Origin of the sequence: Kitasatospora herbaricolor (assembly GCF_030813695.1) — a bacterium.
GTDB lineage: Bacteria > Actinomycetota > Actinomycetes > Streptomycetales > Streptomycetaceae > Kitasatospora > Kitasatospora herbaricolor.
Window position 1 is genome coordinate 7,867,739 of sequence record NZ_JAUSVA010000002.1, and the last position, 16,818, is coordinate 7,884,556.

Genomic DNA, 16,818 nt, shown 5'->3' on the forward strand with positions numbered 1-16,818 from the left:
TCGAATCTGGCGGGCGGGTGGTCGGGGACTGCGGCCGGCGCGGGCTCAGCGGGTCAGCGGCGGGATCGTCAGGCGGCGCCCGGTCCGGGCCGACTCCTGTGCCAGCTCGGCCAGTTGGACGCCCTTGGCACCGGCCAGCAGGTCGTAGGGGAAGGGTGCGTCGGCGACCACGTGGGCCAGGAACTGCTCCCACTGGGCCTTGAACCCGTTGTCGAACTCGTCGTTGTCGGGCACCTGCTGCCACTGCTCGCGGAACGGTTCGGTGACCGGGAGGTCCGGGTTCCAGACCGGCTTGGGGGTGCCGGCCCGGTGCTGGAAGCGGCAGTTGCGCAGCCCGGCCACGGCGCTGCCCTCGGTGCCGTCGACCTGGAACTCGACCAGCTCGTCCCGGTCGACCCGCACCGCCCAGGAGGAGTTGATCTGGGCCACGATGCCGCCCTCCAGCTCGAAGACGCCGTAGGCGGCGTCGTCGGCGGTGGCCCGGTAGGGGTGGCCCGCCTCGTCCCGGCGCTCGGGGATGTGGGTGGCGGTGTGCGCGTACACCGAGGTGATCGGGGCGAAGGTCTGCTCCAGGACGTACTGCCAGTGCGGGAACATGTCCAGCACCATCCCGCCGCCGTCCTCGGCGCGGTAGTTCCAGGACGGGCGCTGGGGGCTCTGCCAGTCGCCCTCGAAGACCCAGTAGCCGAACTCGCCGCGGACGGAGAGGATCCGGCCGAAGAAACCGCTTTCCACCAGCCGCTTGAGCTTGCGCAGGCCGGGCAGGAAGAGCTTGTCCTGCACCACGCCGTTGCGGACCCCGGCGGACCGCGCGAGCCGGGACAGCTCCAGGGCGGCGTCGACCGATTCGGCGGTGGGCTTCTCGGTGTAGATGTGCTTGCCGGCGGCGATCGCGGCCCGGATCGCCGGCTCCCGGACCTGGGTCAGCTGGGCGTCGAAGTAGATCTCGTTGGCCGGGTCGGCCAGTGCCTTGTCGAGGTCGGTGGTCCACTGCTCGACACCGTGCCGTTCGGCGATGGCGCGCAGCCGGTCGGCGTTGCGGCCGACCAGCACGGGCTCGGGCCGGACGACCGTGCCGTCCGGCAGTGCCAGCCCGCCCTGCTCGCGGATCGCGAGGATCGAGCGGACCAGGTGCTGGCGGTAGCCCATGCGTCCGGTGACGCCGTTCATGATGATGCCGATCGGCCGGATGGCCATGGCGGGCTCCTTCGTGCGGTGGCCGGCGGGGCGGATGCGGACGGCGCCGCCGGGGGTGGGTGGTGGCAGGGGCGCTGTGACGTGCGGAACGGTGTTGGTAAGCGCTTTCCAGGAGGTACGTTACGAGCATGGCGAACCCCAGGTCAACCACTCGCGCGGGCCGGTCCACCGGCGCCGTCACCCTGCAGCGCGTCGCGGAGCACGCCGGGGTCTCCATTGCCACCGCCTCCCGCGTGCTGCACGGCGGTGGCTCGCGCACGGTCGGCGAGGAGCTGCGCCGGCGGGTGGAGAGCGCCGCCCGGGAGCTGGGCTACGTCTCCAACGCGCCCGCCCAGGCGCTGGCCCGCTCGGCCACCTCGGTGGTCGGGCTGATCGTCCACGACGTCGCCGACCCCTACTTCGCCGCCATCGCGGCAGGGGCGATGCGGGCCGCCCGCCGCCAGCGCCTGATGATCATGATCGCCGCGACCTTCCGCGACCCGGAGCTGGAGATCGAGTACGTCCGCAGCCTGCGCGCCCAGCGCGCCCGGGCCCTGCTGCTGGCCGGCAGCGGTACGGACGACCGCTCGCTCACCGACCGGCTGGCGGCCGAACTGGCCGGGTTCCGCGAGGACGGCGGGCGGGTGGCCTGCATCGGCGAGCGCGGCGCCGGGCCGGCCGTCCCGCTGGACCACGCCGGGGGAGCGGCCCGCGCGGCAACCGAACTCTGGCGGCTCGGCCACCGGCGGATCGGCGTGGTGGCCGGACCCGCGGAGCTGATCACCGTCCAGCAGCGGCTGGCCGGCGCCCGCCTGGCGCTGGCCCAGCTGGGCGGCGAACTGCCGGACCGCCACGTGGTGTTCGCCGACTTCACCCGGGCCGGCGGCCGCGAGGCGGCCCTGGAGCTGCTGGCCCGCGAACCGGGCCTCACCGCCGTGCTCGCCCTGAACGACGTGATGGCGGCCGGCGTGCTCGCCGCGGTGCAGGACGACCTGGGCCGGGCCGTCCCGGGCGACATCTCGGTGGTCGGGTTCGACGACGTCCCCTTCGCCGTCGACCTGCGGCCGGCCCTCACCACCGTCCGGCTGCCGCTGGAGGAGGCCGGTGAGCGGGCCGTCCAACTCGTCGTCGAGGAAGCCCCGGCGGACCGCCCGCCGCTGGGCGCCTCGCTGGTGGTCCGCGACAGCACCGGGCCGGCGCCGCAGCGGTAGCCGCCGGGCCGCCGTCCGGTTCCGCGTTCACCCGGTTCGCCGTCCCGCCGTGTGACCCGCCCGGGGGCCCGTCACGTCCACCCGCCTACCGTCCGGCCGCGTTCACCCGCCTACCGTCCCGTCACGTCCACCCGCCTACCGTCCCGCCGCGTTCGCCCGCCCGGGGCGGCCGGCGCACTACGCTGCCGGGAGGGCCGCCCGGTGCCGGTCCGGGGAGCGGCCCGCCGGGCGGAGCGAGGAGGATCCCGATGGACAGCCACGACTGGGACGCGCGGTACGGCGCCACCGAACTCGTCTGGGGCACCGAGCCCAACCGGTGGGTGGTCCGCGAGACCTCCGCGCTGCCCGCCGGGCGGGCGCTGGACCTCGCGGCGGGCGAGGGGCGCAACAGCATCTGGCTCGCCGGGCGCGGGTGGCGGGTGACGGCCGTCGACTTCTCGGAGATCGCGGTGGAGCGCGGCCGCCGTCTGGCCGCCGCCGGACCGGCCGAGGTGGCCGGGCGGCTGGAGTGGGTCCACGCCGACGTGCTCCGCCACGAACCCGAGCCGGGCGGGTACCAGCTGGTGCTGGTGGTGTACCTGCACCTGCCGGCCGATCAGCGGCGGGTGGTGCTGGCGCATGCCGCCCGCGCCCTGGCGCCCGGCGGCACGCTGCTGGTGGTCGGTCACGCCGGCGCCAACCTCACCGACGGGGTCGGCGGGCCGCGGGACGCCGGGGTGCTCTACGGGCCGCCGGACATCCTCGCCGACCTGGCCGGCCACGGGCTGTGCACCGTCCGGGCGGAGGAGGTGCGCCGGCCGGCGGTGACGGCCGAGGGGCGCCGGGCCGAGGCGATCGACACCCTGGTCCGGCTGGAGCGGGAGCGGCCGGCGGTCTGAGCCGGCGGCCTTCAAGGGCGCCGGCGCACCGGTCGGGCGGCCGGCGCCGGTCCGGGCCGGGCCGCGGTCGGGTCCGCCGGTGACGGCGTGCCCGGGGGCTGTGCCGGGGTGCCCGCGCGCTGCTCGGCGACGATCCCCTGCACGGCGCCGAGGAAGCGGCGGATCGCCGCGAGCTCCGGCTCGCTGCAGTCCTGGCCGGCAGCGACGATCCCGCTGATCAGAGGCCCGAAGAAGGCCTGTCCGAGGGCGACCGCGCGGTCCTCCACCTCCAGCAGCACCCGCCGCCGGTCGCGGGTGTCGCGGACCCGCCGGACGTGGCCGAGCCGCTCCAGCCGGTCGAGCAGGGCGGTGGTGCCGGCCGAGTTCAGGCCGAGCTGCGCCCCGACCAGCCCGGGGGTCGCGGGGCTGCCCGCCCGGGCGGCGTCCAGCAGGCAGACCAGGGCCCGCAGGTCGGTCGGGTGCAGGCCGTTGCGCTGCGCGAACTCGCCTCCGAGCAGGTTCAGTTCGATGGTCAGAGCGCGGAGCTGGTGCACCAGTCGCAGGTCGGGCTCGGCCTCGTCCGTCACGTTCTCGCCTTCCGTCGCGGGTGCTTCCCCCAGCGGGTCCGTGGTGCATAGTATCTCGCTCGACGAGATACTCGCTGGGGAACCTGATTCTGGGGGTGTTCCATGCCCGACGGCCCGACCCGCTTCCGTACGGCCTACGACGCGGTCCTCGACGGGTGGCCGGTACCCGTCGAGCGACAGGACCTCGGCTCGGCCCACGGCACCACCCGGGTGCTGGTCTGCGGCCCCGAGGACGGTGAGCCGCTGGTGCTGCTGAACGGCGGCGGCACCACCGCGACGGTGTGGTTCGCCAACGTGGCGGAGCTGAGCCGGACCAGGCGTGTGCACGCCGTCGACCGGATCGGCGAGCCGGGCCTCAGCGTGGCCGGGGAACGGCCGATCCGCACGGCCGAGGAGCTGCTCGACTGGCTGGACGGCGTCCTCGACGCGCTCGGCCTCGGCCGTACCGACCTCTGCGGGCACTCCTACGGCGGCTGGATCGCGCTCGAGTACGCCCTGCGGGCGCCGGAGCGGGTCCGCCGGCTGGTACTCCTCGATCCCACCAACTGCTTCGCCGGTTTCCGCCCCGGGTACCTGCTGCGCGCCCTGCCGATGCTGCTGCGGCCCTCCGCCCGGCGGGCCCGGTCCTTCCTCGCCTGGGAGACCGGCGGCGCCGAACTCGACCGGCGATGGCTTGAGTTGTACGGCCTCGGCGCCGAACTGCCCCGCGCCCGGGTGGTGGTGGGGCGGCGGCCGTCGGCGGAGCGGCTGCGGGCCTCGACCGTGCCGGCCCTGGTTCTGCTGGCCGGGGGCAGCCGGGCGCACGACAGCAGGCGGGTCGAGGCGGCGGCACGGCGCCTCCTGCCGGACGTCGCAACGGCGGTGCTCGGCGGCCTCACCCACCACGGCATCCCCTCCATCGGGGCGCCGGAACTGAACCGCCGGATCGCGGACTTCCTCGACCGGCCGTGAGACCGGGCCGTTCGGCACCGGCGTACGGGCCCGACCGGTGGCCCGGGGTCGGGCCGAACGGCCGTGGCCCGCCCCCGTCGCCCACCTCCCCGTGGCCCGCCCCCGTCGCCCACCTCCCCGTGGCCCGCCCCCGTCGCCCACCTCCCCGTGGCCCGCCCCCGTCGCCCACCTCCCCGTGGCCCGCCTCCGTCGCCGGCTCCCGTCGCCGGCTCCCGGAGTCCGTCACCAGGAGCCGAACGGTTGAAGCCGGCCGCACGGCCGTTGACTTGGAGAGCACTCCAAGTGGTGGAATCCGTCCCACGACAGCGGCCACGCCGACGGCTGCCGGACAGCCGCCCGACGGCTGCCCGCGCGTCGCCGTCCGGCCGTGGCCGCAGGACTCAAGGGGGTACGGATGACCGACTCACCCGTCACACTGATCACCGGCGGCGGCAGCGGCATCGGGGCGGCCACCGCCCGGCAGCTGCTGGACCTCGGCCACCGGGTGACCGTCACCGGGCGCGACGAGGGCCGGCTGGAGCGCTTCGCCGCGGAGCTGGGCCGCCCGGCCGAACTGTTGACGCTCGCGGGGGACGCCGCCGACCACACCGCCGTGGAGGCGTGGGTGGAGGCCACCGTAGCGGCGTTCGGGCGGGTGGACGCCGTGGTGGCCAACGCCGGCGTCGCCACCCACGACACCCTCGCCGACGGCGACCCGGCGGGCTGGCGCGAGATGGTGCTCACCAACGTGCTCGGGCCGGCCCTGCTGATCCGAGCCGCGCTGTCCGAGCTCCGGGCGAGCCGGGGACGGATCGTCCTGGTCGGCAGCGTCGCCGGCTTCGTGCACACCCCCGGCAACATCTACGGGGCCACCAAGTGGGCGGTGACCGGCCTGGCCGAGAACACCCGGCGGATGGTCACCGCCGACGGAGTGGGCGTCACGCTGATCGCCCCGGGCCGGGTGGAGACCCCGTTCTGGGACGGGATGGGCGGGCTGCCCGAGGGGCTGCTGCTGACGGCCGACCAGATCGCCGGCTCGATCGTCTGGGCGATCGGGCAGCCGCCCGGCGTCGACGTCAACAACGTGATCATCCGGCCGATCGGCCAGCCGGTCTGAGCGGCCCCGGCGGCCCGTCGCCGGGAACGCCGGCGGGCCGCCCCCGGGTGCGGGGCGGCCCGCCGGATCCGGCGCTACCGGCCGGTCGGACCGGAGCCCCGCGCCCGATCCGCCCGTCCGGTCGGACCGGACTCACGTGCGCCGCAGCGTCATTGGCGCCCGGCGCCCGCCTCGATCGGCCGGACCCTGAGCAATGCCCGGGCCGGCAGCCCGGTGGCCGCCAGGGCGAGGGCCACCGCACCGGCCGCCAGCGGCAGGGCGGTGCCCGCCGGGACGTAGGGGGCGGCGCCGGTGATGCCGCGGGCGATCGGGACGAGTGTGATCCAGGCGATCGCCCCGCCGACCAGCAGCCCGGCGGCCGCCACCAGCAGCGCCTCCCAGCGCATCATGTCCCGGATCTGGCGGCGGGTGGTGCCGGCCAGCCGCAGCAGCCCCACCTCGCGGCGCCGGTCGAGGACGGTCATCACCAGGGTGTTGGCGGCGGCGACGGCCGCGAAGCCGCCGAGCACGCCCGCCATCACCGTGTTGGCCCAGGAGCTGAGCTCCATCTCCCGGTCGGCCTGGGCGGTGTAGCCGGCCGCGTCGGTCACCGTCACCGCCGAGGGGTCGAGCGCCGCCAGCCCGGCCGTGACCGCCGCGCGGTCGGCGCCGGGTGCGTCCGCGACCAGCACCTGACTGTCGAAGGCGTTGCTCACGTGCGCCGCGACCGCTGCCCGCGGCAGCAGCAACTGCCCCAGCCCCAGGCCGCGTCCGTAGGTGGCGACGACGGTCGGGGTGACCTCGGCGCCGTCACCCAGCCGGAGCGGGACGCGCTCGCCGACCCGCACACCGAGCGTGCCGGCCAGCGTGCCGTCCATCGCGACGGTGTCCGGGGACTTCGCCAGGTCGGCCAACGAGCCCTGCTCGACGCCGAGATCGAGCACCCGTGGCAGCTGCGCCGGATCGCCGGAGACGCCGAGCGCGGTCGCGGTGGCGAGCGAGTCGCCGGTCTCGTAGAGGGCGCTGGTGCGCAGCAGGCCGATCGCGGTTCCGGCGCCCGGGACTTCGGCGGCCCGGGCGGCGGCCCCGGGCGGCAGGCCCGCGCCGGTGGAGCCGAGCACGTGATCGGCGACGATCCCGGCCCGGACGTGTTCGGCGGAGACGTGCGCGACGGTGCTCTGCATGAACAGCAGGGTGCCGCAGAAGGCGGTGACCATGGCGATCGGGGTGATCGCGGAGGCCAGCCGGCGGGCGTTGGCCCGGGTGTTGTCGGCGGCCAGCGAGCCGGCCGCGCCCGCGCCGCCGGACCGCAGCGGCAGGCCGAGCGCCGTTGCGGCGATCCTGGCGACCGTCGGGCCGAGCAGTGCGACCGAGGTGAGCAGGCACATCACCACGCCGAGCGCCAGGTTGGCGGCGTTCGTCCCGGCCTGACCGGCTGCCAGCGCCGCCAGGGTGATGCCGCCGGCCAGGGTGAGCAGGCCGAGGCCGGTCCGGACGATCCCGGGCCGGGCCCGCTCCACCGCCGCTTCGCCGAGCGCCTGGCTCGGGCGGAGCTTCGACGGCCGGCGGGCGGCGACGTACCCGGCGGTGAGCGCGGACAGCAGGCTGACGAGCACGGCCGCGGCCATCGGCAGCGGGCCGACGTCCAGCCGGATCCCGCGCGGTACCGCGCCGCGTTCCACCAGTTGCCCGAACCACCAGTGGGCCAGGGCGAGTCCGGGCAGGATGCCGAGGCCGGCGGCGACGGGGGCGAGCAACATCGCCTCGGCGGCGATGGTCCGGCGGATCTGCCGGGGGGTGGCGCCGATCGCGCGGAGCAGCGCGAACTCGCGGGCCCGCTGGCCGGTGGCCAGTGCGACGGTGCCCATCACCACGAAGACGGCGGTCAGCGCGGCGGTGCCGCCGAAGGAGCCGCCCAGTCCGCTCAGCAGCTCCCGGGCCTGGACCAGTCCGGGCTGCTCGACCGTGCCTCGGTCGTCGCCGGTGAGCACCTGGGCACGGTCGCCGACGGCCTGGCGGACCTGCCCCGCCAGGGCCTGGGTGTCGACCCCCGGGCGCGGCCGGACGGCGATGGCGTCGGCCCTGCCCGGGTGGCCGGACAGCTCCCCGGCGGTGGCGTCGGCGAACCAGGCGGTGGCGGCACCGGCCGCTTCGGCGGTCAGCCCGGAGATCCGGTAGCCGCCGTTGCCACCGGGCGCGGCGAGGGTGAGGCGGTCCCCGGGGGCCAGCCGGGCGGCCCGGGCGGTGGCCGCGTCCAGGGCGATCTCGCCGGCGCCGGGCGCCCGGCCCGCGGCGAGGACGGGCGCGTCCCCGCCGGTGATGGCGGTGGCCGCGTAACCCCGCCCGGTGAGCGGCGGCAGCGCGGCGTCCCTGTCGGGGTGCCCGGTGCGAACCTCCTGCAGGGGGAAGGCGATGTCCGGCACGGCGGCTGCCACGCCGGGCCGGGCGGCGATCTCCGCCGCGAGCGCGGTGTCGACCCGGGCCCGTTCCGGCAGCGCGGTGCGGACGGTCTCGCGGTCCTCGCCGCGGCCGACGGTGACACCGGCCTGCGGGTCGGCGGCGACCAGCACCGGCGTACCGGCGTGGCGCACGGGCGCGAGGCGGGCGGTGAGGCCGGTCTGCAGCAGCGTGCCGCAGGCGGTGATGATCGCGGCGCCGAGCAGCAGCGCGACCAGGCTGCCGACGAAGGACGCCGGGCGGAACCGTACCGAGGCGCGGGCGAGGCCGTTCGTCATGCCGCCGCCTCCGTGCGGTGGCCGGCGGACCGTGCGGTGAGGGTGATCATCCGTTCCGCGACGCTCTGCGGGTCCGGGCGGACGATCTCGTCGGCGAGGGCGCCGTCGGCGAGGAAGAGCACCCGGTCGGCGTGCGAGGCGGCGAGCGGGTCGTGGGTGACCATCACGACGGTCGCGCCCATGCTGTCCACGGCCTGCCGCAGCAGGGCGAGCACCTCGGCGGCGGTGCGGGTGTCCAGGGCGCCGGTCGGCTCGTCGGCGAAGAGCACCTCGGGGCCGGTGATCAGCGCCCGGGCGATCGCCACCCGCTGCTGCTGGCCGCCGGAGAGCTGGCCGGGCCGCCGGCCGGCGTGCTCGGCGAGGCCGACCTGGGCGAGCAACTGCCTTGCCCGGCCGCGGTCCTGACGCTCGCCGGCGAGGCGCTGCGGGAGCAGCACGTTCTGCTGGACGGTGAGCGAGGGCAGCAGGTTGAAGGACTGGAAGACGAAGCCGATCCGGCTGCGGCGCAGCCGCGTCAGCCGGTTCTCGCTGAGCCGGGTGATCTCCTCGCCGCCGAGCAGCACCTCGCCGGAGGTGGGCCGGTCCAGCCCGGCCGCGCACTGCAGGAAGGTGCTCTTGCCGGAACCGGAGGGCCCCATCACGGCGGTGAAGCTGCCGCGGGCCAGGGCCAGGTCGATGCCGCGCAGAGCGTGCACGGCGCGGTCGCCGCGGCCGTAGCTGCGCCGCACCGACCGCAGTTCCACCGCGGGGTGCGGGGCGTGCCGCGCCTCGGTGCTCGGGCGCTCGTGCCGGGGTGCCATGGTGTGCCTCTCTCCGCTGGTCGTTGACAAGATCAACGGTAGGAAGCGCGGCCGTCCCGGGCCATGGAGGTCACCGGCGTCCGGGGGGTGGGGATTACCCCCGGTCCGCCGCTCGGGGAGGCTCCCCCGGGCGCTGCGCCGGCACGGCGGTGCCCCCTCGCCCGCGCACGGGGGAGGGGGCAGCGCCGTACGGACGGGGCCGTACGGACCGTCAGGTCCGCTGCGCCGGGGCCGCGTCGAGCACGGCGGCGGCCGCCGCACAGGCGAAGGCGTGGTCCTGCGCCGGTGCGCCGCCGCCGACGCCGAGGGCGCCGATCAGGCGGCCGTCGCGGTGCAGCGGGATGCCGCCGGCGATGAAGAGCAGCGGCCGGTCGAGGGCGGTGGGCAGGGTGTGGAAGAGCCCGCCGGGCTGGACGGCGTCGACCAGGTCGGCGGTCGGGGTGTTCAGCTGGAGGGCGGTCCAGGCCTTGCGGGTGCTGGTCTCGCCGGAGATCAGGACGGCCCGGTCGTCGCGGCGGAAGGCCAGCAGGTGACCGCCGGCGTCGAGGACGGTGATGCTGACGGTGACACCGGCCGACTCGGCGGCGGTGCGGGCGGCCGCGACGAGTGCCTCGGCGTCCTGGGTGGTCAGCGGGGTGACGGTGGTTGCGGTGCTCATGGTGCTGATGTTCCTTGCGTGAATGGACGGGTGCCGTACGGACGGGGTGTCGTACGCCTGAGATGGGTGGCTGCGGGGTGGTTGGCTGTGGGTGGTTGGCTGGCTGTGGGTGGTTGGCTTTGGGTGGGTGGCCGTGCGGCTCAGCGGTGCAGCGCGGGCGCGGCCTCGGCGCCGCCGCGGTGCTCGGCCGCGGGGTGGCCGACCGTGGGATCGTCGGCCGTGGGGTGGTCGGACACGGGGTGCGCGGCGGTGCCGCGGCGCTCCAGGGCGCCGGAGAGCAGGGCCAGCAGCAGGGCGGAGGCCGCCAGTGCGGCGCCGACCCAGTTGGGGGCGGTCCAGCCGAAGCCGGCCGAGATCACCATGCCGCCGATCAGGGCGGCGAGTGCGTTGCCGAGGTTGAAGGCACCGATGTTGACGGCGGAGGCCAGGGTGGGGGCACCGGAGGCCTGGTCGAGCACCCGCTTCTGCAGCGGGGGGACGGCCGCGAAGCCGAGCGCGCCGATCAGCGTGACGGTGGCGGCGGCCGCGAACCTGTTGTGGGCGGTGACGGTGAACAGGGCCAGCACCAGGGCGAGCGAGCCCAGCGTGACGTACAGCAGCGGCATCAGGGCGCGGTCGGCGAGCTTGCCGCCGAGCAGGTTGCCGCCGACCATGCCGAGACCGAAGAGGACCAGCAGCCAGGTGACGGAGGAGTCGGCGAAGCCGGCCACCTCGGTCATCATCGGGGAGATGTAGGTGATGGCGGCGAAGACCCCGCCGAAGCCGAGGACGGTCATCCCCATCGCGAGCAGGACCTGGACGTTGCGGAACGCGGCCAGCTCGTGGCGCAGCCGGACGCCCTGCGGCTTGGGGATCTCGGGCACCAGACGGGCGATGCCGGCCAGGCCGACCACGCCGAGCGCGGCCACCACGAAGAAGGTGGTCCGCCAGCCGGCCGCCTGGCCGATCCAGGTGCCGAGCGGGACGCCGACCACGTTGGCGACGGTGAGGCCGGTGAACATCAGGGCGATGGCGCCGGCCTTCTTGGACGGGGCGACCAGGTCGGCCGCGACGACTGCGCCGATGCCGAAGAACGCGCCGTGGGCGAGCGAGGCGACCAGCCGTCCGGCGATCATCACTCCGAAGACGGGGGCCACGGCGGAGAGCAGGTTGCCGGCGATGAACAGGCCCATCAGCAGCATCAGCATCCGCTTGCGGGACACCCGGGTTCCGAGGGCGGTCATCAGCGGGGCGCCGACCAGCACGCCGAGGGCGTAGCCGGTGACCAGCCAGCCGGCGGTGGGGATGGAGACGCCGAAGTCTCCGGCGACCTCGGGCAGCAGGCCCATGATCACGAATTCGGTGGTCCCGATACCGAAGGCCCCGATGGCCAGGGCCAGTAGTGCGAGAGGCATGGGGTGCACCTTCCAGATGTTTGCTTCCGTGCCTTACGAGCGCCAACAATAATTGCAGGCGCGGGATAATTGCAAACGCGGGCTATTGTGCGAGTGTCCTATCCTGGGGAGCGCACAGCTCGGACCTCGTCGGGCGCACGGCCGCGCGGACATCCGCGGGACCAGTCGCACCGGCCGGGGGAGGAGTCGCACGGAGGAGGAAGCCGGACATGACCGCCACGGACCCCGCACTCACCGCCCTAGCCCAGGGCTGGTGCGCGCTGTCGCTGCTGCACGGCCGGATCGAGGCCCGGGTCGAGAAGGCACTGCAGGCCGAACACGGCCTCAGTGCCAGGGAGTTCTCGCTGCTCGACGTGCTCGGGCGGCAGCACGACGGCCCCGGCGGCCACCTGCAGATGAAGCAGGTCGCGGACGCCGTCGTGCTCAGCCAGAGCGCCACCACCCGGCTGGTGACCCGTCTGGAGGACCGCGGGCTGCTCTCCCGCTACCTCTGCCCCACCGACCGGCGCGGCATCTACACGGAGGTCAGCGACAGCGGCCGGGCCCTGCTCGCCGAGGCCCGCCCCACCAACGACACCGCGCTGCGCGAGGCCCTGGCGGAGGCCGCCGAGGTGCCCGAACTGTCCGCCCTGGTGGAGGCCGTCCGCTCGGGCGGTGTCCCGGCCGGCGTGCGCGGCTGACCCGCCCGGATCCCTCCGCCGGCCGGGCGTCCTCCGGGGCGCGCCCGGTCCGGCCCCGGCCTGCCCCGGCCGGGACCTCGGCCCCGGAAAACCCCAGTCCCTCCCGTACCGAGGAGTCTCCCGCATGTCCCGCTGGCAGATCGGCGACATCACCGTCCACCGCGTGGACGAGATCACCCTGCCCGCCGAGACCGGTCCCTGGCTGCTCCCCGGCGCCACCCCGGACGTGGTCGCCGGGAGCGACTGGCTGGCACCGGCGTTCGCCGGCCCGGACCACGTGATCCGCCTCGCCTTGCACAGCTTCGCGTTGGAGGTCGCGGGGATGCGGGTGCTCGTGGACACCGGTGTCGGCAACGGCAAGACCAGGGCCAATCCCGCCTGGCACCGGCTCGACACGCCGTACCTGGAGCGGCTCGCCGCCGTCGGATTCACCCCCGCCGGGGTGGACCGGGTGATCCTCACCCATCTGCACGCCGACCACGTGGGATGGAACACCACCGCCGCGCCGGACGGCAGTTGGCGGCCGACCTTCCCCCGGGCCCGCTACCTCACCGCCCGCGCGGAGGACGAGTACTGGGCGGCGGCCGACATCGAGCCGGCCCGCCGTCAGATGCTGGACGACTCGGTCGAGCCGGTCCGCGCGCACGGCCTGCTCGACCTGGTCGACGTGCCGCCGGGCGGCACCGAGATCCTCCCCGGCCTCACCCTGGTGCCCACCCCCGGGCACACCCCGGGGCAGATCGCGGTGGTGCTCAACAGTCGGGGCCGGAGCGCCGTCATCACCGGGGACTGCGTGCACCACCCCGTCCAGCTGGCGCACCCGGATCTGTGCAGCTGCGTCGACATCGACCCGGCCGCCGCCGTCCGGACCAGGACCGGCCTGCTGGAGGATCTCGCCGGCACCGACACGCTGCTGCTCGGCAGCCACTTCCCCGAGCCCACCGGCGGCCTGGTCCGCCGGGACGGGGACGCCTTCCGCCTGGTTGCGCTCGACTGACCGCCGCCGACGGTCACCGGCGGCGCCTACCTGCGTCCGGCCTCTCCGTCCTGCCTCCGGCCGTGTCCGGCCGTGTCCGGCCTACGTCGGCGTGGCTGCGGCGTGCGGGCCGGCAGGGCGAACGGGCGGGGTCGGCAGGGCGAACGGGCGGGGCCGGCGCAGGGGCCGGTGACCCAGTACCGCGTCGGAGCGGCCCGCTGCGCGGCGGGTCGGCGTACTCCTGACGAGGTGGGGCGGCCGCCGGCCGGGCGGTCGGGGCACCCGGCGGTGCGGCGTCGGCGGGCGGTGGAGGGGCGGGGCCCGGGCGGGCTCAGCCGGGCTGCCCGCCGAGGACCACCGAGCGGGTCAGGTTGAGCGGGCGGTCGGGGTTGCGGCCGGCCGCCTCGGCGGCGGCGACGGCGAGCCGGTGCACCCGGACCAGGTCGGCCATCGGGTCCAGCGCGGCGTCCTGCGCGCCGGAGCCGTCGACCAGCAGGCCGCCGACCCGGGCGATGTCGTCGGCGAGGCCGTCCGGCAGGGCGCCGAGCATCCAGACCGCGCGGCCGGGGCCGGTGATCGCGATCGGGCCGTGCCGGTACTCCATCGCCGGGTAGGACTCGGTCCAGGAGCCGGCGGCCTCCCGCATCTTCAGCGCGGCCTCCTGCGCCAGCCCGTACGTCCACCCGGCGCCGAGGAAGGAGATCTGGCCGGCCGTCACGGTGCCGGCGGGGAGCTCCTCGGCCAGGGCGCGTTCGGCGTCCTCGGCGGCCCGCGCGACGCTGACGACGCCGGCCGGCAGCGCGTCCTCGCTCTCCAGGTGGGCCCGGAGCAGGGCGAGCGCGGTGGTGGCGAAGCGGGTCTGGACGACCGACTCCTCGTCGGCGAACTCGAGTACGACGGTGGCGCCCGCCAGCTTCATCACCGGGGTGGCCGGGTCGGCGGTGAGGGCGGTGGACGGGATCGCGGGGTCGAGCCGGGCGAGCAGGTCGAGCACCTCGGTGGTGGTGCCGGAGCGGGTGAGGGCGACCACCCGGTCGTAGCTGCGCCCGTGCGGGAACTCCGAGGCGGCGAAGGCATCGGTCAGCCCGTGCCCGCCCTGCTCGCGCAGTGCCGCGTACGCCTGGGCCATGAACCAGGAGGTGCCGCAGCCGACGACCGCCACCCGCTCGCCCCGGTTCGGCAGGGCGGCCGCGGCGGCCGGGACGAGGGCCGCGGCGCGGCGCCAGCAGTCCGGCTGGGTGTCGATCTCGATCGCCGTGCGGGAGACGGGGGAGGGCGTCGGGCTCGACATGGGGCGCTCCTGGAAGGCTCGGAACAGCGTGTGATTCGTAGTGATCATTTGATAGCAGTTTCGAGCATGTATACGCAAGATCGGATGGCGATGTGCGGGCGTGGTCGCCCGAGGGTCCTTCGACTGTGAGGCAGAACACTGGTCGCGCGTTTGGTTGCCTGAGGCAACTAAGGTCTATGGTTGCCTCAGGCAACCAAAAGGAGGGTCACGTGAACGACGAGCAGGTGCTCGCCTCCGTCCTGGACAGCCTGGCCGCGGTCATGGAGCTGCGGCGGCATCAGCCGGTCCAGCTCAGGGCGAGGACGGCCATGCTCGCGGCGCTCACCCGGCACGGTGAGCTGCGCGTGGTGGAGCTCGCCGAACACCTCCAGGTCGACCTGTCGGCGGTCAGCCGCCAGCTGGCCCACCTGGAGCAGGACGGCCTCGCCAACCGCCGTCCCAACCCCGCCGACGGCCGGTCCTGCCTGGTCAGCCCCACCGAGGCCGGTCTCGACCTGCTGGCCCGGACCCGGGTGGAGAGCACCCACCGGCTGGCGCGCTCCACCGAGGCCTGGGACCGCGCGGACCTCCGGACCCTCGCCGCACTCCTGAACCGGCTCCACCAGGACCTGGCGCACGGGTTCCTGCCCGCCGCAGCCACAGCGGCAGCACCCGCCGCAACCACAGCATCCTCACCGCCCGCCGTACCCGTACCGCCCGCCGCACCCGCCCGACCGTGACGGGACCAAGGAGTCATGACGTGTCGCACCAGCAATCCAACGGGTCACCCGCGGGCCCGACCGGGACCGCGAAGCCGGCGGAGCCCATGACGCACCGGCAGATCATGGAGGCCCTCTCCGGGCTCCTGCTCGGCCTGTTCGTGGCGATCCTGTCCAGCACCGTGGTGTCCAACGCCCTGCCACGGATCGTCTCCGACCTGCACGGCAGCCAGTCCGCGTACACCTGGGTGGTCACCTCGACCCTGCTGGCCACCACCGTCTCCACCCCGATCTGGGGCAAGCTCGCCGACCTCACCAGCAAGAAGCTGCTGATCCAGATCTCGCTGCTGGTGTACATCGCCGGCTCCGCCCTGGCCGGGCTCTCGCAGAACACCGGGATGCTCATCGCCTGCCGGGTGGTGCAGGGCCTCGGGGCCGGCGGACTCACCGCGCTGGCCCAGGTCATCCTGGCGACCATGATCCCGCCGCGCGAGCGGGGCAAGTACAACGGCTACCTCGGCGCGGTGATGGCGGTCGGCACCATCGGCGGCCCGCTGCTCGGCGGTGTCGTGGTGGACACCTCCTGGCTCGGCTGGCGCTGGTGCTTCTACGTCGGCGTCCCGTTCGCGGTGCTGGCCCTGATCGTGCTGCAGCGCACTCTCAAGCTGCCGGTGGTCCGGCGCACGGTGAGGGTGGACTACCCGGGCGCCGTGCTGGTCAGCGCGGCGGTCAGCCTGCTGCTGGTCTGGGTCTCGCTGGCCGGCGACAGCTTCGCCTGGGGGTCCTGGCAGACCGCCGTGATGGTGGCCGGCGCCCTGCTGCTGGCGGCGCTCTTCGTGGTGGTCGAGCTGCGCACCGCCGAGCCGATCATCCCGATGCACCTGTTCCGCAACCGCACCGTGAGCCTGTCGGTGGTCGCCAGTCTCGCCGTCGGCACCGCGATGTTCGGCGCGACGGTGTTCCTCAGCCAGTACTTCCAGATCAGCCGCGGCAAGTCGCCGACGATGTCGGGTCTGATGTCGCTGCCGATGATCCTCGGCCTGACCCTCTCCTCGACGATCGTCGGCCGGCTGATCACCTCCTCCGGCCGCTGGAAGCGCTACCTGGTCACCGGCGGTGTCCTGCTGACCATCGGCTTCGCGCTGATGTCGACCGTCCGGGTGGACACCTCCCTGGTGCTGCTCTCCGGCTACATGTTCCTGGTCGGCTGCGGCCTCGGGATGACCATGCAGAACCTCGTCCTGGCCGTCCAGAACACCGTGCCGATGCACGAACTGGGCGCGGCCAGCTCGGTGGTGGCCTTCTTCCGGACGCTCGGCGGCACCATCGGCGTCTCCGCGCTCGGTGCCGTGCTCGCGGCCCGCGTGAAGACCTACACCGCCGAGGGCCTGACCGGGATCGGCGTCACCTCGGCCGGCGGCGACGGCTCGCTGCCCGACGTCCGCACCCTGCCCGCACCGATCGCGCACGTGATCGAGGGTGCCTACGGGCACGCCACCGGCGGTGTTTTCCTGATCGCGGCGCCGATCGCGCTGGTGGCCCTGATCGCGATCCTCTTCGTCAAGGAGACCCCGCTGCGCGGCGGCGCGGCCCCCAAGGCCGGGTCCGCCCCCGGCTCCGCGACCGAGCAGCCCGCCGCCGGCTCCGTCGGCGAGCCCGCCGCCGTGGCCGGCTGAGGAGGGCCGCGGCGACTCCACAAGCTCGGCGGCCCCGCGGCTCAAGGGACGGG

The 16,818-nt window shown here is 75.2% G+C and carries 15 protein-coding genes; 8 read left to right on the forward strand and 7 right to left on the reverse strand.

Annotation, left to right across the window (positions count from 1 at the left end; translation table 11 throughout):
* Positions 1 to 45: 45 nt before the first annotated feature.
* On the reverse strand, positions 46 to 1,197 hold the full coding sequence (locus tag J2S46_RS34200; RefSeq protein ID WP_191290233.1) for a Gfo/Idh/MocA family protein: 1,152 nt from the start codon (positions 1,195 to 1,197) through the stop codon (positions 46 to 48).
* Between the two features lie 128 nt (positions 1,198 to 1,325).
* Between J2S46_RS34200 and J2S46_RS34205 the strand changes: the two genes are divergently transcribed.
* Together J2S46_RS34205 and J2S46_RS34210 are read left to right on the forward strand one after the other, a co-directional pair.
* The gene (locus tag J2S46_RS34205; protein WP_191290234.1) at positions 1,326 to 2,387 is read left to right on the forward strand and encodes a LacI family DNA-binding transcriptional regulator; all 1,062 of its coding nucleotides are present in this window, start codon (positions 1,326 to 1,328) and stop codon (positions 2,385 to 2,387) included.
* A 248-nt stretch (positions 2,388 to 2,635) separates the two neighbouring features.
* On the forward strand, positions 2,636 to 3,265 hold the full coding sequence (locus J2S46_RS34210; RefSeq protein WP_191290235.1) for a class I SAM-dependent methyltransferase: 630 nt from the start codon (positions 2,636 to 2,638) through the stop codon (positions 3,263 to 3,265).
* Between the two features lie 11 nt (positions 3,266 to 3,276).
* On the opposite strand, the gene J2S46_RS34215 is transcribed toward J2S46_RS34210, so the two are convergent.
* Positions 3,277 to 3,831 (reverse strand): MarR family transcriptional regulator, encoded by a 555-nt coding sequence (locus tag J2S46_RS34215; protein WP_229912741.1) that lies wholly within the window; start codon positions 3,829 to 3,831, stop codon positions 3,277 to 3,279.
* Positions 3,832 to 3,933: 102 nt separating this feature from the next.
* Between J2S46_RS34215 and J2S46_RS34220 the strand changes: the two genes are divergently transcribed.
* Both J2S46_RS34220 and J2S46_RS34225 read left to right on the forward strand, forming a co-directional pair.
* On the forward strand, positions 3,934 to 4,782 hold the full coding sequence (locus J2S46_RS34220) for an alpha/beta fold hydrolase (protein ID WP_191290236.1): 849 nt from the start codon (positions 3,934 to 3,936) through the stop codon (positions 4,780 to 4,782).
* A gap of 394 nt (positions 4,783 to 5,176) precedes the next feature.
* Positions 5,177 to 5,878: an SDR family oxidoreductase gene (locus J2S46_RS34225; protein WP_191290237.1), complete on the forward strand. Its 702-nt coding sequence runs from the start codon at positions 5,177 to 5,179 to the stop codon at positions 5,876 to 5,878.
* Positions 5,879 to 6,027: 149 nt separating this feature from the next.
* On the opposite strand, the gene J2S46_RS34230 is transcribed toward J2S46_RS34225, so the two are convergent.
* From J2S46_RS34230 to J2S46_RS34245, 4 genes are all read right to left on the reverse strand, one after another.
* A complete protein-coding gene (locus J2S46_RS34230; RefSeq protein WP_191290238.1) occupies positions 6,028 to 8,592 on the reverse strand; it encodes an ABC transporter permease in 2,565 nt (854 codons plus the stop codon).
* On the reverse strand, positions 8,589 to 9,392 hold the full coding sequence (locus J2S46_RS34235; protein WP_191290239.1) for an ABC transporter ATP-binding protein: 804 nt from the start codon (positions 9,390 to 9,392) through the stop codon (positions 8,589 to 8,591). The genes J2S46_RS34230 and J2S46_RS34235 overlap by 4 nt, the downstream gene beginning before the upstream one ends.
* A 211-nt stretch (positions 9,393 to 9,603) precedes the next feature.
* Positions 9,604 to 10,050 carry a GlcG/HbpS family heme-binding protein gene (locus J2S46_RS34240; RefSeq protein WP_191290240.1) on the reverse strand — a complete coding sequence of 149 codons (447 nt, stop codon included), beginning with the start codon at positions 10,048 to 10,050 and terminating at the stop codon, positions 9,604 to 9,606.
* A gap of 140 nt (positions 10,051 to 10,190) precedes the next feature.
* On the reverse strand, positions 10,191 to 11,444 hold the full coding sequence (locus tag J2S46_RS34245; RefSeq protein ID WP_191290241.1) for an MFS transporter: 1,254 nt from the start codon (positions 11,442 to 11,444) through the stop codon (positions 10,191 to 10,193).
* A 209-nt stretch (positions 11,445 to 11,653) separates the two neighbouring features.
* Here J2S46_RS34245 and J2S46_RS34250 point away from each other — a divergent pair, with 209 nt between their 5' ends.
* Both J2S46_RS34250 and J2S46_RS34255 read left to right on the forward strand, forming a co-directional pair.
* On the forward strand, positions 11,654 to 12,124 hold the full coding sequence (locus J2S46_RS34250; RefSeq protein WP_073921309.1) for a MarR family winged helix-turn-helix transcriptional regulator: 471 nt from the start codon (positions 11,654 to 11,656) through the stop codon (positions 12,122 to 12,124).
* Positions 12,125 to 12,248: 124 nt separating this feature from the next.
* Positions 12,249 to 13,121, forward strand: a complete 873-nt coding sequence (locus J2S46_RS34255; RefSeq protein WP_191290242.1) for an MBL fold metallo-hydrolase — start codon at positions 12,249 to 12,251, stop codon at positions 13,119 to 13,121.
* 310 nt (positions 13,122 to 13,431) lie between these two features.
* On the opposite strand, the gene J2S46_RS34260 is transcribed toward J2S46_RS34255, so the two are convergent.
* The gene (locus J2S46_RS34260) at positions 13,432 to 14,391 is read right to left on the reverse strand and encodes an SIS domain-containing protein (RefSeq protein ID WP_191290243.1); all 960 of its coding nucleotides are present in this window, start codon (positions 14,389 to 14,391) and stop codon (positions 13,432 to 13,434) included.
* Between the two features lie 209 nt (positions 14,392 to 14,600).
* Between J2S46_RS34260 and J2S46_RS34265 the strand changes: the two genes are divergently transcribed.
* Together J2S46_RS34265 and J2S46_RS34270 are read left to right on the forward strand one after the other, a co-directional pair.
* Positions 14,601 to 15,110: a MarR family winged helix-turn-helix transcriptional regulator gene (locus J2S46_RS34265; RefSeq protein WP_191290244.1), complete on the forward strand. Its 510-nt coding sequence runs from the start codon at positions 14,601 to 14,603 to the stop codon at positions 15,108 to 15,110.
* A gap of 86 nt (positions 15,111 to 15,196) precedes the next feature.
* Positions 15,197 to 16,765: an MDR family MFS transporter gene (locus tag J2S46_RS34270; RefSeq protein ID WP_191290344.1), complete on the forward strand. Its 1,569-nt coding sequence runs from the start codon at positions 15,197 to 15,199 to the stop codon at positions 16,763 to 16,765.
* Positions 16,766 to 16,818: the final 53 nt, after the last annotated feature.

What these genes read in the sequence shown, in the direction of transcription:
- J2S46_RS34210 (WP_191290235.1), top strand. Translation starts at nt 2,636, where the DNA reads ATGGACAGCCACGACTGGGACGCGCGGTACGGCGCCACCGAACTCGTC.
- J2S46_RS34225 (WP_191290237.1), top strand. Translation starts at nt 5,177, where the DNA reads ATGACCGACTCACCCGTCACACTGATCACCGGCGGCGGCAGCGGCATC.
- J2S46_RS34200 (WP_191290233.1), bottom strand. Translation starts at nt 1,197, where the DNA reads ATGGCCATCCGGCCGATCGGCATCATCATGAACGGCGTCACCGGACGC.
- J2S46_RS34220 (WP_191290236.1), top strand. Translation starts at nt 3,934, where the DNA reads ATGCCCGACGGCCCGACCCGCTTCCGTACGGCCTACGACGCGGTCCTC.
- J2S46_RS34230 (WP_191290238.1), bottom strand. Translation starts at nt 8,592, where the DNA reads ATGACGAACGGCCTCGCCCGCGCCTCGGTACGGTTCCGCCCGGCGTCC.
- J2S46_RS34235 (WP_191290239.1), bottom strand. Translation starts at nt 9,392, where the DNA reads ATGGCACCCCGGCACGAGCGCCCGAGCACCGAGGCGCGGCACGCCCCG.
- J2S46_RS34270 (WP_191290344.1), top strand. Translation starts at nt 15,197, where the DNA reads ATGACGCACCGGCAGATCATGGAGGCCCTCTCCGGGCTCCTGCTCGGC.
- J2S46_RS34240 (WP_191290240.1), bottom strand. Translation starts at nt 10,050, where the DNA reads ATGAGCACCGCAACCACCGTCACCCCGCTGACCACCCAGGACGCCGAG.
- J2S46_RS34205 (WP_191290234.1), top strand. Translation starts at nt 1,326, where the DNA reads ATGGCGAACCCCAGGTCAACCACTCGCGCGGGCCGGTCCACCGGCGCC.
- J2S46_RS34260 (WP_191290243.1), bottom strand. Translation starts at nt 14,391, where the DNA reads ATGTCGAGCCCGACGCCCTCCCCCGTCTCCCGCACGGCGATCGAGATC.
- J2S46_RS34255 (WP_191290242.1), top strand. Translation starts at nt 12,249, where the DNA reads ATGTCCCGCTGGCAGATCGGCGACATCACCGTCCACCGCGTGGACGAG.
- J2S46_RS34250 (WP_073921309.1), top strand. Translation starts at nt 11,654, where the DNA reads ATGACCGCCACGGACCCCGCACTCACCGCCCTAGCCCAGGGCTGGTGC.
- J2S46_RS34245 (WP_191290241.1), bottom strand. Translation starts at nt 11,444, where the DNA reads ATGCCTCTCGCACTACTGGCCCTGGCCATCGGGGCCTTCGGTATCGGG.